Source organism: Sphingomonas sp. DC1600-2 (assembly GCF_049897605.1).
In the GTDB taxonomy this organism is placed as follows: Bacteria; Pseudomonadota; Alphaproteobacteria; order Sphingomonadales; family Sphingomonadaceae; genus Sphingomonas.
This window is the reverse complement of record NZ_JAFCWO010000025.1, coordinates 1-11,912: the sequence shown is the minus strand read 5'-3', so window position 1 is coordinate 11,912 and position 11,912 is coordinate 1. Positions and strand designations below refer to the sequence as shown.

The window sequence follows — 11,912 nt, the reverse complement described above, 5'->3', positions numbered from 1 at the left end:
TCGTCTTCCGCCTGCGGCGGTTGCGCTCGATGGCATGCGAGGAAACCTCGCATGCCATCGAGCGCCTGAATAGTATCTTATAAATGGCCGGGTGGGATTGATTGTCCAGATAATCACCGCGCCGCCGGTATCAGTGTAATGCTCATGCAGCGGTAGCGCGCCGGCGCCGAGCATCAGGCCATCCAGCACGTAGGGGGCCTCGCCGGCGGTGGCCGACATGATCCGCGATCCGAACGAGGCAAAATGATCGGACAGGTGGGAGTAGATCTTCAGGCCCGGCTCGCTGCCATATTTCGCATTGATGTCGGCCGCCGCCGATCGGTTGCGGCCCGAGCGGAAGAACTGCCCATCGGAGGATGAACTAGTGCCGGCTCCCCAATGGCGCGTGAAAGGAAGATCATGGTGCGCGGCAACGATCATCCCCAACGCGGCCTGATAGTTTTCGGGCGACAAATACCAGTTGTGGGTCCAGGCAAGCTGGGCGTAGCTCACCCCGTCGCTGGCGTTGGCCATGCGCTCTAGACCCAGATTCGATCCATCAGCGAGAATGGCGGCGAGGATCGCGTGCGGGTTGTCATGCTCCTTGCCGGACCGAAGATCGCGAAATGCGCTCAGGAACCCGGTGCGCTCGGCCACCTCGACCAGGAGTTCGGTGATCCGCACGCGCGGAAGCAAGGCGTCGAGCCTGCGATCGAGAGCCTCCGCCTCGGGTGGAGTGATCGCCGGCATGGGTTGCAGCTTGAGCCGGTCGCGTTCGAGCGCCACGCCCGCGAGCCTGTTCGCCTTGAGTTGCTTGGCGAAACGGCGCAGCCGCCAGTCGAGCGTCCTTGCCCGCTCCTCCAGATAGGCGGCCGCATCGGTCTGGAATGGCAGGCTGTCGGCCACCTTATCGGCATCGCGTCGACTCAGCAAATAGGTGTCGAAGCGGCGATAATTGCGGGTTCCTTCGACCCATATGTCGCCGGCGCGCAACCGATCGCGCAGCGTGGCCATGATGGCCGTCTCGTATCGCCGGCGATCGACCTGGCCACCTTCGGTGATGAGGCGCTTCCACTGCCGGTTGGCGAATGGGAGCGGAACGCCCTCGGGCAGGCTGCGGGCCTTGCGGGCATTGGTATCGCGGATGACCTCGATGGCCTTGACCAGTTGCGATCCGCTCCCCGATGCCTTGAACGTGAATGTATCGAGGAAAGCCGGGCTGAACCGCCGCAGCGTCGCATAGCGACCAGTCGCCGCGACAAGCGCATCTTCGCCCGCCAGCTCGGCCAGCGCATCGACCTGCGATTTGGCTGCGACCAGTCTGTGCCAGCCTACCGCTTCGTCGATCAGTTCGAGCGGATTACCGCCATGTTCGACCGCCTCTCCCAGCGCGGCGATCGTCGCGCCGAACAGCCGCATAAGTTCGCCGACCGAGCGGATGCTGTCCTGATAGCGCCTTTCCCGCCCGCGCCGCGCCCGTGTGAACAGGCTTCCGACAAGCCTGTCGAACATCTGGATCGCACCATCGGCGAGCCTGGCATCGAGGTCGATGACCGCCGCGATCAGCGTCGCGCGGCGCCTGTTAAGGCTATAATCGGAGAGCAGGAACGCCGGCGCAACGCCACCTTCGCGCATGAACTGCGCGAACCGGAAGTCGGGGATTTTCGCGCCGATCGCCGGGTCGATGCCGATTCCGCGCACATAGCGTAGCCGTTCCAGCAGCCCGTTGATGTTCGCCGTGGTGGGCGCTTCCTCGAAATTGCGCAGCCAGGCCAGCGGCGTCATGCCGAAGTCGCTGTTGTTGACGATCAGATCATCGATCCGCGCCAGTTCGGCATGACCCAGGCTTTCGACAATGAGCGCCGCCGCGGCTTTGCGGGCGCGTGCCCTGCCGGCGAGGCCCGCACGTTCGAGCGTGTCTGCCGATGGAAGAATGAAGCGTTCCTGCTTCAGCCCCTCCATCAATGCGCGGACAATAGGTTCGCCCCGATCGGTCCGCTCCGCAGCTCTTGCGGCGAGATCGAGCGCGAGCGGTATATCCCCTCGCCGAAAAGGGTGTAGCCCCAGATGCCGTGCCGCAATGTCGGCATGATCGTTACGTGTTTGCGCGCGCTGGCCATAGTCGGCGAACGCATCAACATCGACGAAGAGCTGGGCGGCGAGATAGTGAAGGACCGCATCGGGGACGTCGACGTCGGGCTGCAAACCGAAGCCGGGATGCCGCATAAGCGCGATCTGCGTTGCCAGACCGAGGCGGTTGGCAGGGCGATAGCGGCGACCGACCAGTTCGAGATCCTCGGCGGCAAGGGTATAGTGGCCGACGATCGCGGTTTCGTCATGGGGGATATCGAACAGGCGACGCCTTTCTTCTCCGGTCAATAATCGCCGCCGCGCCATCCTGCCTCCATCCCGAGTCGAGAGCGACAGGCTAGCGTCAATCTGGAGTATAGCCTAACCGGACGTCAGGATGCAGCGGCGGTTTCTGTCAGGATAGGGTTATGGCAAGCATTTATTGACGCATGTTCCGCCGTGTCATAGAATTCAACCTGACATTTTGACCGGAGGCGGCGATGAAAGGCCAGAGGATCGGTTACGTCCGGGTGAGCACATTCGATCAGAATGTCGATCGCCAGTTGGACGGGCAGTCGCTCGACCGGATTTTCACCGACAAGGCATCGGGCAAGGACATCAACCGCCCCGAACTCGATGCCATGCTCGCCTTCGCCCGCGAGGGTGACACCGTCGTGGTCCACAGCATGGATCGATTGGCGCGTAATCTCGACGATCTGCGCAAACTGGTTCAGTCCCTCACCAAAAGAGGCGTCCGGATCGAGTTCGTGAAGGAAAGCCTGGCCTTCTCGGGCGAGGATTCCCCGATGGCCAACCTGATGCTCTCGGTCATGGGTGCGTTCGCCGAATTCGAGCGCGCCCTGATCCGGGAGCGGCAGCGCGAAGGCATTGCGGTCGCCAGACAACGCGGTGCTTATCGCGGGCGGAAACGTTCCCTCTCCGACGAAATGGTCGCCGAGCTGCACCGCCGTGTTGATGACGGCGAGCGCAAGGCCGTCATCGCCCGTGACCTGGGGATCAGTCGCGAAACCCTCTACCAGTATCTCCGCGCTGCCACCTGAGCCGGTTTCACCCAGCCTCGCTCACCCTTAGGCTTGTCTGATTGATACGACCAATGTCACGTCTCTTGAATTGCTTGAATCATATCAATGAGGATTGGAGGTCTCCTTCGTCAAACGAATGGCAAGAGCGCGACCGATTGCCGCTGCGGCGACTGGCTGGACGGCGCTTGGCGGAAATGGTGCAACCGAACTAGCATTGATCTCGCAAAGCGCATAGGAGCCATCGCTGATGGCTTCACCAGGGCGAAATAGGAAGTCGGCGTCCCAAAGAAGCGGAAGATCGTGGTCGGCGATCGACAGCAACCTTTGCATCTCTGGAATCCAGCGATCCTCCATCGCTTTCCGTAAGGCTGCGAAGCGCGTCACCTCCGGTCCGAACATGGCGCGGCCCATCGGCTGTGGGGTTGACGACGTTGTATCAATGGCCGTTGGCGTCATCAGCGCAGTGATCAGGTTGTGCCCAAAGCCAACCACTCGGTGCCCGCACACGTAGCAGCGGACCATGCCCTCGGACGACTGCGGCTGATAAGCCTGATCGATCAGCACGCCGCCGTCGTTTAGAAACGGCACCCACCTTTCCAAGCACTCGGCTAGGCTGATGCGCTCCGATTTGCTTCCTTGGCGGGCCTCTTGAACTTTCACCGACGTTTTCAAAGCCGGAGCGTTTCCCGCTTCGTCTAGTTGGACACGCCATACATTCCTGCCGCCGTTGCCGTAGTTCGGCTTCAGCACGCGCGGGCCTGCGGCAAGATGTTCGGGGAAACGAGCGCGAAGGCCTTCAGCGTCCACGTATCGATCGACATCGCTGCCCCATTCCATGGAGCGCGTTGTGTAGAGCACTTCCTTGACGCCGATTTTGGCGATCACGTCAGGATGCGCGCTGACGACAACGCCGCACCCCGCGACTTCGCGCAGCATTGGATCGAGCTGCGAGCGGTCGCCTGAAATGTCCAACGGATTCACCCAGACCAGCACTGCGTCGCACGACAGCAGCTCGTCCCGAATCTCGCGAACCGCCTCGTCCCTGTACAGTACAGGCCTTGCGGTCGCCCCGAGCGCCCGCAAGGCCTGCATTATCGGCCACTGCCGGGCTTCATGAAAGCGATGCGTCCACTCGGCTGCTTGCCCACGCCAAAGAAGAGCGATGTTCGGGCCGGATGTCATTGTTGCATCTCCCCATCGGACCTGTCCCCTTTGTGGTCGCGAACTCAGGTGTCGCGCAGCAGTGGGTGTTAAGCCACGGCGGTCGGGTTCAGCCGCCGCCGCGCAAAGCCGCGGCATAGCGCCGGTCGACCACTTCCCAGTCGATGTTGCGGAAGAAGGCGTCGACATATTTGGCGGCGGCGGTGCCGTAATCCATGTGGAAACTGTGCTCGTACATATCGAGCGCGAGCAGCGGCACGCCGGCAATCGCACCGTGCATATGATCCCACGCCCAATGGTTGTGCAGCGAGCGCGTGTGGAGATTGTAGACGAGCACGCACCAGCCCGATCCGCCGGCAAGGCTCATCCCGGTACGGCGGAAGTCGGCTTCCCAGCGGTCGAACGAGCCGAACGCCGCGCCCAGCGCGTCGCGGATGGAACCGGCTGCCTGGCCGTTGCCGCCGAGCCCGTCGAAATAGACCTCATGGAGCACGACCGAGCCGGTGCGGTGCAGCTCCTCGCGCTTCAATCCGCCATAGACCACCGGCGGCAGGTCCGTGTCAGCGAGCGCGGCGGCAAGTCGTGTCTCGATCATATTCAGGGCCTTGACCGAGCCCGCATAATTGTTCTCGTGGTGCGATGTGATCAGCCTTTCGGAGAGGCCGTGAAGCCTGGCGGGATTGAACCTGAGCGGCTTGACCTGATGATTTCCGGCAAAGGCGGGGACAGCCGCCGGCGCTGCGGCCGGCGTCTGCGCAGAGGCTTCGTTGATAGTCATGGCGGCGGCTCCGATGCCAAGAGTTGCGATTGCACTGCGTCGGGAAAGATGGTCGATCGTCACGCGTCACTCCTTCAGATGATCATTACATATGCGGCCCCGAGGACCGAGCAGACGCCGAGCACCGGCAGCATGCCGGCCTTGAACCGGAACATGGCGAGTATCGCACCCACCGCGAGCGCCAGCGCCGGCCAGTTGACGGACGTTAGGACTGGGAGATCGATGGTGCCGGCTGCGAACGGCACTTCGCGGACTTGCTCGAACAGAGTGTGGATACCAAACCAGACCGCCAGATTGAGGATCACGCCGACCACTGCGGCGGTGATCGCCGAAAGCGCGGCCGACAATGCGCGGTTGCCGCGCAGCCGCTCGATGAATGGCGCGCCGGCGAAGATCCACAGGAAGCATGGCAGGAAGGTAACCCAGGTGGTGAGGATTGCGCCGAAGGTCGCGGCGACGAGCGGCGGCAGCCCGGTCGCTTCGCGGAAGGCCGCGAGGAAGCCGACGAACTGCGTCACCATGATCAGCGGCCCGGGCGTGGTCTCGGCCATGCCGAGCCCGTCGAGCATCTCGCCGGGCTGGAGCCAGCCATAGGTCTCGACTGCCTCCTGCGCGACATAGGCGAGCACCGCATAGGCGCCGCCGAAGGTCACCACCGCCATCTGGCTGAAGAAGGTGGCGATGCGGCTGAACACGTCGTCGGGGCCGAACGCGAACAGCAGCGCTGCGACCGGCCCGAGCCAGAGCAGCAGCAGGACGCCGGAGATGCGCAGCGACCAAGAGAGGTTCGGCCGGGCATGGTCGGGAAGGCCCTCGCCAAGAGCGGTGTCGCGGTCGTGGATTATCTCAGCGCCGGCGGGACCATGTCCGCCGCCGCCCTTGAATGCGGCGTAACCAGCGCGGCCACTGAAGAAGCCGATCAGCGCGGCGGCAAGCACGATCAGCGGGAAGGGCACGTCGAGCACGAAGATCGCGACGAACGCCAGCGCGGCAAAACCGCGCATGACGTTGTTCTTCAAGGCACGCGAACCCACCCGGACCACCGCCTGTAGCACCACCGCCAGCACGGCGGCCTTCAATCCGAAGAACAATCCCTCGACCAGCGGCACTTCGCCGAGCAGCACATAGACATAGCTGAGCCCTAAAATCGCGAGGAAGCCGGGCAGCACGAATAGCGCGCCCGCGACCAGGCCGCCCTTGGTCTTATGGAGCAACCAGCCAATATAGACAGCTAGCTGTTGCGCTTCAGGGCCGGGCAGCAGCATGCAATAGTTGAGCGCGTGGAGGAACCGCTCCTCGCCGATCCAGCGCTTCTCCTCGACCAGGATGCGATGCATCACCGCTATCTGGCCCGCCGGTCCGCCGAAGCTGAGCAGCGCGACCCTGATCCAGACGCGCACCGCCTCGCCAAAGCTGATGCCGTGCTCGTGCAGCGTCTCGACTGCGATTTCAGCGCGTGCGCTGGCCTCCATCTTTAGTCCTCTTTTCGCCGGGTGAAGTGAGCATAGAATCCGTCGAGCGCGGTCGATCCGCGCGCGATCCGCTCCTCGTCGTCGTCGGTGCCGGCACAGATGCCGGCGATAAGCGCGCTCACTCCCGGAGTTTCCGGGCGCTCGAACCGAGCATCGGCAATATCAAGGTCGTGAACAATTTCGCCGAGCGCCCGCAGCGCGGGGTCGGTCTCGAGACCGGTGAGGAACACCAAGGTCTCGAAGGAGCAGCGGTCGCCTTCGTGGGTGAACTCAGCGTCCGCCATGTCGAACCTCAGTTCGTCAGGCTCCGGCACATATCCTTTGCCCTCGACGAACTTGAAGCTCGCCTCGGGGTCGATGAAGCGGCGAATGAGCCAGGCGGACGCGATGCGATCGACATGGACATGGCGGCGCGTCACCCAAACGCGGCGCTTTAGCTCCGCCGGGGTCAGCTCGGGCGCACCGGGGCCGCTCACATCGGGATGTTGGTGAGAGCGGCGGTCCGCCTCGGTGATGGCGGCCTGTGCCGCCTGCCGACCATGCGCACCGAAAAAGTCGATCGCGGCGACCTCGTTCAGGCGTTTGCGCAGGCGGCCCACATCCGCCGCCGCGACATACTCGCCCTCACACAGCGCGCGCGCCTCGCGTGCCAACTCCTCATAGTCGGCGTCACGCGCAGCGTCGAACACTCCGCGCAGCTCCGCATCGCCCATGCCGCCGACAAGGCGCGCTTCGAGGATCAGCGCCTCGCCGCCATTTTCGGTGATCTCGCGATGCAGTTCTTCGAACAGCGCGCGCGTGTCCTCGCGATTGGGGAGCGCATGGACGGCGTTCTTGAGCGGCGCGGCCCCGATCGCCTGCAAACGCCGCCAGACCTTCACCCGCAAATAGGCAGGCTTAGCCGGAAGCTGCGGGATCAGGAGCAACCAAGGGGAAGCTTGTGTGTTTGTCATAGTTGTATCGTCACTAGCCTACAAGTGTAAGGGTTGCATCACAAGCCTCATGAGCATAGGACTGCTTATCCCGAAGAAAGAAACCGGAGCGCAATGTCGCGGCTCGCCGGCGGCGCGCTCGCATGACGTGAGGCTTTCCGTGTCGAGTGCGCTGATGAAGGATCAATTATGCTGAAAAAGACCATCGCCTTGGGATTCGCCAGCCTCCTGCTGGCAAGCCCGGCATGGGCAGCGCCGGACTGGTCGGCTGTCGACCGGGCGATAGGACGAGCGGGGGCCGAACAGCCGGGGGGCGTTCACCGCTACAGCTTCCCGCGTTCGGACCTGAGCGTCACGCTGGATGGGGTGACGATCAAGCCCTCCCTCGCGCTCGGCTCTTGGGCGGCGTTTCAGCCGATGGGCGACGAGGCGATGGTGATGGGCGATCTCGTGCTGACCCACGACGAGGTGAACCCCGTTTTGAGCCGCCTGCTCGCAAGCGGTTTTACGATCACCGCGCTCCACAATCACCTGCTCCGCTCTTCGCCTGCGACCATGTACATGCACATTGCCGGCCACGGCGACCCGGTGAAGCTCGCGGCCGCGCTCCGGCAAGCGCTATCAGCCAGTCGGACCCCGCTCGCCGCGCCGCAATCGCCTTCGGCCAGCGCAGCCGCATCGCGGCTCGACCTCGATGTGGCCGCGCTCAACCGGTTGATGGGCGGTGAGGGCAAGACGGCCGGTGGCATCCTCCAATACAGCTTTCCGCGCGCCGAGCGGCTGATGGACGGCGATATGGAGACTCCGCCGACGATGGGCACGGCGACCGCGATCAACTTTCAGCCAACCGGGGACGGCCGAGCCGCCATCACCGGCGATTTCGTACTTGTCGCAAACGAGGTCGATCCGGTCCTGCGCGTGCTGCGGACGAACGGGATCGAGGTCACGGCGCTGCATAATCATATGCTAAACGACGAGCCGCGGCTGTTCTTCATGCACTTCTGGGCCAACGACGACGCAGCCAAGCTCGCCCGTGGGCTGCGCGCGGCGCTCGACAGGATGAACAATCAGAGGAGTTGAACTCGGACGACGGCTCATTGGGCCGTAACCGCCGCCCGCCCGACCCCACGGCCCTTATGCAGGAAGTGGAATGGAACATGGCTAGCAAACGAACTCTCACTGTTGTCGCAGGCGTGGGCGCGGCCGCGCTGGCGATCGCGGGCGTGGCGATCGCGCAAAACCACGAGGCGAACGAAAACCGGATAATCGGCAAGCACAGCGAACGAGACATCCCGCTTGCTCAGGTGCCCGAGGCCGCGATGAACGCGGCACGCGCGCAACTCGCGTCAATAAGCAAAGCGGAGCAAGTCACCCGAAAGGCGGACGGAAGCACGCTCTATGAAATCAAGGGCAAGAACAGCGACGGAAAGACGATCGAACTGTTCGTCACGCCCGAAGGCCAGGTGCTCGGCCGCGAATGATGGATCAGCACGGGGCGCCGGCCGTCGAGGGCCGTGCGCCCCTTCCGAAATGATACTGCGGAATAGGAGACGAAAATGCGGCCAAGGCGATGGATATTGTTATGCGCCGCTTTGGCCGCCCTGCCTGATAGTGCGATCGGCCAAACCGAACCCGCGTCGGCGACGGGCTCGGCGTTGTTCGTAAGCTGTCAAGCGAATGAGCCGCGATGCGGCGCTTACCTCCAAGGCGTGCTCGACATGATGATCGTCGCGCGAAAAGCGGAATGCCGCGCTCCACGCTATGACCGATCGGCGCTGCGCGCGGCATATTTACGCTGGGCGGAGCAGAATAGCTATTTTATGAGTGTTCATATGGTGGCCGGAGCTGAACGCTCGTTAGCGAAGGCTTGGCCATGTCAGTAGCATCGTACCCCGCGGCGTAGCCTGCCCGGCGGCTGCCTTTGAGGGCAGGCGGAGCGTCCGCCTGGCGGTGAATTCCGCCAGCTCAACGATCCCATGTCGCGCCTCAAGCTCGCTAATTAGCCGATGTTCGCATTATGTCTGCCAAATCGTTGTCTGGCGCACAAACCTTGAGGTGACGCCCTGGACTGACGACAGCACGCGCCCAGCCCTCTCGGTCATGTGGAAGTTCGACTATTACGACCGCGATCTTGAATTTGGCAGCGCCGAACCGTGGAATCCCGATGCCACAACCCGCGTGCTCACCATTCTCCTAACCAGTGAATATTGAGGGAGGCCATCATGACCAAATCGCCCCCGGTTATCGAGCTTAGCTGGCGTGATGAGAATTATGGTTCCGTCTGCGCCGTCGCCGCTTTCCGCAACTATGCGGGCACACTGGATTGGAGCGACCGCACCCACCAGCGGTTTCGCGGATGCCTGAAACGTGCAGGCTTCGCGTTCCATTGGGGGCGATGCAGCTATATCGCCACCAGCGGCACCCGCGAAGAGAGGCAGCACGCCCTTTGTGACGAGCTGGCCCGCGCAGGATTCCAGATCGACAGCGGCGACGTGAGGGCAGAGGCATGAACCGCGAACGCCGCAAGCAGATCGCCGCCGCCCGCGTGCTGATCGACAAGGGCAAAGCCCTGTTGGATGAGGCGCGCGACATGCTTGAAACCGTCAAGGATGACGAACAGGCCGCCCGCGAGAATCTACCACCCAGCCTTGAGGACAGCGAACGTGCGCAGGCGATGGACGCCGCAGTTTCCGAACTGGAAAGCGCGATTTCAGCCCTTGAAGACTTCGACGCCGACGAGATCGGCACAAACCTCGACACCGCCAGCGAATAGGAAGGATTGACCATGCAACCCATGCGCCACCTAGATCGAGACACGCGCCGCGCCCGCCTTCTGGCGGCGCGCACGCGCCCCGTCGGCGGCATCAACCGGCGCGGCATCTTCACCGGCCATTGGGACGGCGGCGATGTTGTGCGCCAGTTTCGCGGCGACAACGGATCATGGATCGGCCTTGCCGCCTACAAGGCGAAAGAAGAGCCGGAGCCGCAGCCATGAAAATCAGCAACACGGCGAGCGCCGTTCGCGTCACCCTCTCGCCTACCGAGATCAGCGATTTGCAATTTGTGATCGAGGCGGCCGAGCGCGCGGGGCATTATATGCCCGCGCGCGTCCCCAACATCATGGCGGCGCTGACGCGCAGCGCCGACGATGTTCGGATGAAACAGGCGATGAAGCGGGCGGAAAAAGATCGCGTAACGCGGATCGAGCAGGACCGGCGCGCGCGCGAACGCCAATTCATGCTAGGCGACCGATACAGCGTCATGGCGAGCCGCGCCGACTACGCCGATGCGTCTTCCGATCCGGACGCGCGCCAATGGGTTGACCTAGTGTTTCATGAAATCATGCAGAGGCCGCTTCCCGATCAATACGAACTCCGGCGCGACGTGTGGCGTGTCCACGTTGTCCAACTGGACGGCGGCACGCTCGGCGCTGTTGTAGGCGGCGATTGCACTCAAACCGCCGACCCCGCCGAAATTGCTTCCGTAGCGGAGCAGCTGATCGCCCGCTTCGAGGGCAGAGCTTGACGCGCGTGGAGCGGTGGCAGCTGCCACCGCTCCAGAGAGATCTAGAATTTGGTGATGAGAGGCAGCAGCGCCGCCGCTTGGCTTCCCAGGACCGGCACCCAATAATTCGCGGCGCGGTAATCAGGGCCGTGATCGACCGCCATCACCCCAAAGACATATCCGATCATCGGCAGCGTCCACAGCAGACGCCCGCCCAGGTCCACGCCCATCAACACCAGCGCAACGCCGAGCACGGCCCAAAGCGGAATCAGTCGTTCCATGATTTCGCGATGACGGACTATTCGCCATGCGCTTTCCCGGTCATCGGCGCTAACCTGCGATACGAGGCCCATAGCTTCCCCTTTTCATCAACGGTCGCCGGCGATCATCCAATGGCTTCACGAAAATGTGAAGAGCGTTTCGCGCGCAGTGTCGTCAATCCGTTGTATAGCCTTCATCGAGCGAGGGCGAAGGACTGTGACAGCGGCCTTTCGCAAATCCTCTCGCTCAAAGGAGGTGATGTGATTTGACAGCATATGAAGCAGCTCAATTGACGATCGCAGCCGTCGCGCTCGTGATTGCAATTGTGAAGCTGGGGAAGTCCGATAAGGGCTGATCCAGCGGGGCGGGTGGTCTGACAGGGCCGCCCGCCCTAAAAGTTTGAACCCGCCGTGTGACAGCACGGCGGGTTCAGGTAGGTGCGTGAAATGAATCAGCACACGAAGCATTGCCTATATAGCCCTTTTCCCTTGCCAATCCAATAACCGGCGTGCGCGCGGCGCGTTCCCCTCCTGTTCCGTTTGGCGCATAAGCGCCCAATGGCCGCGAACTACAACCGCCCCAAGCCCATTGATTGTAGATTTCCGCTGAGAAGTGACCCGGTATTTCCATCGAGAATTGACCCGGGTGAAGGTATGTCCCGCAGAGCGGGTTTTGGGTCAAGCTGGTGATTTTTCCTTTCGTGGTTTTGGTG

General features: G+C 62.9%; 15 protein-coding genes and 1 pseudogene. 9 read left to right on the top strand and 7 right to left on the bottom strand.

Annotation, left to right across the window (positions count from 1 at the left end; all coding sequences use genetic code 11):
* On the bottom strand, window positions 1-2,376 hold a 2,376-nt coding region (locus ACP7BL_RS17310; RefSeq protein WP_426258894.1), incomplete at its 3' end, for a Tn3 family transposase.
* Between the two features lie 173 nt (window positions 2,377-2,549).
* Here ACP7BL_RS17310 and ACP7BL_RS17305 point away from each other — a divergent pair.
* Entirely contained in the window at window positions 2,550-3,110 is a 561-nt protein-coding gene (locus ACP7BL_RS17305; protein WP_017184234.1) for a recombinase family protein, read from the top strand.
* An 84-nt stretch (window positions 3,111-3,194) separates the two neighbouring features.
* Here the strand turns inward: ACP7BL_RS17305 and ACP7BL_RS17300 are convergent, their stop codons facing one another.
* From ACP7BL_RS17300 to ACP7BL_RS17285, 4 genes are all read right to left on the bottom strand, one after another.
* Window positions 3,195-4,274: a Cj0069 family protein gene (locus ACP7BL_RS17300; protein ID WP_157784811.1), complete on the bottom strand. Its 1,080-nt coding sequence runs from the start codon at window positions 4,272-4,274 to the stop codon at window positions 3,195-3,197.
* Window positions 4,275-4,362: 88 nt separating this feature from the next.
* Window positions 4,363-5,031 (bottom strand): superoxide dismutase, encoded by a 669-nt coding sequence (locus ACP7BL_RS17295; protein ID WP_017184236.1) that lies wholly within the window; start codon window positions 5,029-5,031, stop codon window positions 4,363-4,365.
* A 74-nt stretch (window positions 5,032-5,105) separates the two neighbouring features.
* Window positions 5,106-6,503, bottom strand: a complete 1,398-nt coding sequence (gene chrA, locus ACP7BL_RS17290) for a chromate efflux transporter (RefSeq protein ID WP_017184237.1) — start codon at window positions 6,501-6,503, stop codon at window positions 5,106-5,108.
* Window positions 6,504-6,505: 2 nt separating this feature from the next.
* The gene (locus ACP7BL_RS17285) at window positions 6,506-7,456 is read right to left on the bottom strand and encodes a chromate resistance protein ChrB domain-containing protein (protein WP_025160483.1); all 951 of its coding nucleotides are present in this window, start codon (window positions 7,454-7,456) and stop codon (window positions 6,506-6,508) included.
* A 168-nt stretch (window positions 7,457-7,624) separates the two neighbouring features.
* On the opposite strand from ACP7BL_RS17285, the gene ACP7BL_RS17280 reads away from it, so the two are divergent.
* From ACP7BL_RS17280 to ACP7BL_RS17245, 8 genes and pseudogenes are all read left to right on the top strand, one after another.
* Entirely contained in the window at window positions 7,625-8,515 is an 891-nt protein-coding gene (locus ACP7BL_RS17280; protein WP_008603797.1) for a DUF1259 domain-containing protein, read from the top strand.
* Window positions 8,512-8,916: a PepSY domain-containing protein gene (locus tag ACP7BL_RS17275; RefSeq protein ID WP_228165648.1), complete on the top strand. Its 405-nt coding sequence runs from the start codon at window positions 8,512-8,514 to the stop codon at window positions 8,914-8,916. Before ACP7BL_RS17280 ends, ACP7BL_RS17275 begins: the two co-directional genes overlap by 4 nt.
* Before the next feature lie 75 nt (window positions 8,917-8,991).
* Window positions 8,992-9,318: a Rap1a/Tai family immunity protein gene (locus tag ACP7BL_RS17270; protein ID WP_223178489.1), complete on the top strand. Its 327-nt coding sequence runs from the start codon at window positions 8,992-8,994 to the stop codon at window positions 9,316-9,318.
* Window positions 9,319-9,493: 175 nt separating this feature from the next.
* Window positions 9,494-9,646 (top strand): annotated as a pseudogene (locus ACP7BL_RS17265) (DUF3768 domain-containing protein); the annotation flags it as partial.
* Between the two features lie 11 nt (window positions 9,647-9,657).
* Window positions 9,658-9,945 carry a hypothetical protein gene (locus tag ACP7BL_RS17260; RefSeq protein ID WP_030541545.1) on the top strand — a complete coding sequence of 96 codons (288 nt, stop codon included), beginning with the start codon at window positions 9,658-9,660 and terminating at the stop codon, window positions 9,943-9,945.
* Window positions 9,942-10,208: a hypothetical protein gene (locus ACP7BL_RS17255; protein WP_008831641.1), complete on the top strand. Its 267-nt coding sequence runs from the start codon at window positions 9,942-9,944 to the stop codon at window positions 10,206-10,208. The genes ACP7BL_RS17260 and ACP7BL_RS17255 overlap by 4 nt, the downstream gene beginning before the upstream one ends.
* Window positions 10,209-10,220: 12 nt before the next feature.
* Complete coding sequence (locus tag ACP7BL_RS17250; RefSeq protein ID WP_004213310.1) at window positions 10,221-10,430, top strand: hypothetical protein; 210 nt, start codon at window positions 10,221-10,223, stop codon at window positions 10,428-10,430.
* Window positions 10,376-10,960, top strand: a complete 585-nt coding sequence (locus ACP7BL_RS17245; RefSeq protein ID WP_244858202.1) for a hypothetical protein — start codon at window positions 10,376-10,378, stop codon at window positions 10,958-10,960. The genes ACP7BL_RS17250 and ACP7BL_RS17245 overlap by 55 nt, the downstream gene beginning before the upstream one ends.
* A gap of 41 nt (window positions 10,961-11,001) precedes the next feature.
* Here ACP7BL_RS17245 and ACP7BL_RS17240 read toward each other — a convergent pair whose 3' ends face one another.
* Both ACP7BL_RS17240 and ACP7BL_RS17235 read right to left on the bottom strand, forming a co-directional pair.
* Window positions 11,002-11,292 carry a hypothetical protein gene (locus tag ACP7BL_RS17240; RefSeq protein WP_008831821.1) on the bottom strand — a complete coding sequence of 97 codons (291 nt, stop codon included), beginning with the start codon at window positions 11,290-11,292 and terminating at the stop codon, window positions 11,002-11,004.
* A gap of 337 nt (window positions 11,293-11,629) precedes the next feature.
* Window positions 11,630-11,912, bottom strand: a 283-nt coding sequence (locus ACP7BL_RS17235) for a hypothetical protein (protein ID WP_426258893.1), incomplete at its 5' end; no start/stop codon positions are given.

Coding starts and splice junctions, on each gene's coding strand:
- ACP7BL_RS17250 (WP_004213310.1), top strand. CDS start 10,221: ATGCAACCCATGCGCCACCTAGATCGAGACACGCGCCGCGCCCGCCTT.
- ACP7BL_RS17285 (WP_025160483.1), bottom strand. CDS start 7,456: ATGACAAACACACAAGCTTCCCCTTGGTTGCTCCTGATCCCGCAGCTT.
- ACP7BL_RS17300 (WP_157784811.1), bottom strand. CDS start 4,274: ATGACATCCGGCCCGAACATCGCTCTTCTTTGGCGTGGGCAAGCAGCC.
- ACP7BL_RS17305 (WP_017184234.1), top strand. CDS start 2,550: ATGAAAGGCCAGAGGATCGGTTACGTCCGGGTGAGCACATTCGATCAG.
- ACP7BL_RS17270 (WP_223178489.1), top strand. CDS start 8,992: ATGCGGCCAAGGCGATGGATATTGTTATGCGCCGCTTTGGCCGCCCTG.
- chrA (WP_017184237.1), bottom strand. CDS start 6,503: ATGGAGGCCAGCGCACGCGCTGAAATCGCAGTCGAGACGCTGCACGAG.
- ACP7BL_RS17245 (WP_244858202.1), top strand. CDS start 10,376: ATGGATCGGCCTTGCCGCCTACAAGGCGAAAGAAGAGCCGGAGCCGCA.
- ACP7BL_RS17240 (WP_008831821.1), bottom strand. CDS start 11,292: ATGGGCCTCGTATCGCAGGTTAGCGCCGATGACCGGGAAAGCGCATGG.
- ACP7BL_RS17260 (WP_030541545.1), top strand. CDS start 9,658: ATGACCAAATCGCCCCCGGTTATCGAGCTTAGCTGGCGTGATGAGAAT.
- ACP7BL_RS17280 (WP_008603797.1), top strand. CDS start 7,625: ATGCTGAAAAAGACCATCGCCTTGGGATTCGCCAGCCTCCTGCTGGCA.
- ACP7BL_RS17295 (WP_017184236.1), bottom strand. CDS start 5,031: ATGACTATCAACGAAGCCTCTGCGCAGACGCCGGCCGCAGCGCCGGCG.
- ACP7BL_RS17255 (WP_008831641.1), top strand. CDS start 9,942: ATGAACCGCGAACGCCGCAAGCAGATCGCCGCCGCCCGCGTGCTGATC.